This is a genomic window from Comamonas sp. HJ-2 (assembly GCF_053615495.1).
The window spans coordinates 1-814 of the sequence record NZ_JBSIFD010000074.1 but is presented as its reverse complement, the minus strand read 5'-3'; the positions used below and the strand labels follow the sequence as shown (position 1 = coordinate 814).

General features: G+C 60.6%; 1 protein-coding gene and 1 pseudogene. Both read right to left on the bottom strand.

What is annotated here, in order from left to right; genetic code table 11:
• On the bottom strand, nt 1–482 hold a 482-nt coding region (locus tag ACWGXF_RS24375; protein ID WP_452102605.1), incomplete at its 3' end, for an efflux RND transporter permease subunit.
• Nucleotides 482–814, bottom strand: a pseudogene (locus tag ACWGXF_RS24370) (efflux RND transporter periplasmic adaptor subunit); the annotation flags it as partial. The gene ACWGXF_RS24375 and the pseudogene ACWGXF_RS24370, both read right to left, overlap by 1 nt.

Below are 814 nucleotides of genomic sequence, written 5' to 3'. Positions count from 1 at the left end.
ACCCAGTCCAGCACACGTCGGCGTTCGGCCAGAGAGTAGCTCTCGCCATCAACCGTAAACATGAACATCTCGCCCAATGGCGTGGTGATGGGGGCCAGCCCCCCTTCTGCGGTAGCAGGCAGGTCGCGCTGTATGCCTGCCAGCCTTTCGGAGACCTGCTGGCGAGCCCAGTAGACGTCCGTACCCTCGGCAAAATCCACAGTCACGTCGCTGATGCCGTACTTGGAAACCGAGCGCACGATGGTCTTGTGCGGCAGACCCAGTAGCTCCTGCTCGACGGGGGTGGAGACGCGCTGCTCCACTTCTTCAGGCGTCATGCCCGGCACCTTCAGGATCACTTTGACCTGGGTTGGTGAGATGTCGGGGAACGCATCTATGGGTAGATGCACATAGGCCCAGGCACCGGCCAGTGCCAGGGCCAGTGCTGCGAGTAGCACAAGAGCCCGCTGACGCAGCGAAAAATCGATCAGCCTAGCCAGCATCACTGACCTCCGGACAGCAGGTTCTTGAGCGCAGCGATACCTGCGATCGCAATCTCCGCATTTGCTGGAAGCACTCCGCGCACCACGGCTGTAGCCTCGTCTCTGGTGTCCACCGACAAGGGGACGAAGCGCACGCTTTTGCCCGTGCGAATGAACACACCGGTCTGGCCTTGCCAGTACACCAGTGCTGAGGCGGAGATGCGCAGACGTTTTCCTGCTTTCGACTGCGCCTTTTCCGTGTCTGAGTCTTTCAACGTCAATATGGCTGTAACACTTTCTCCCAAGCGCAGATCCCCGCTCTTGGCCAGCGCAACACGCACACGCATCCCCGC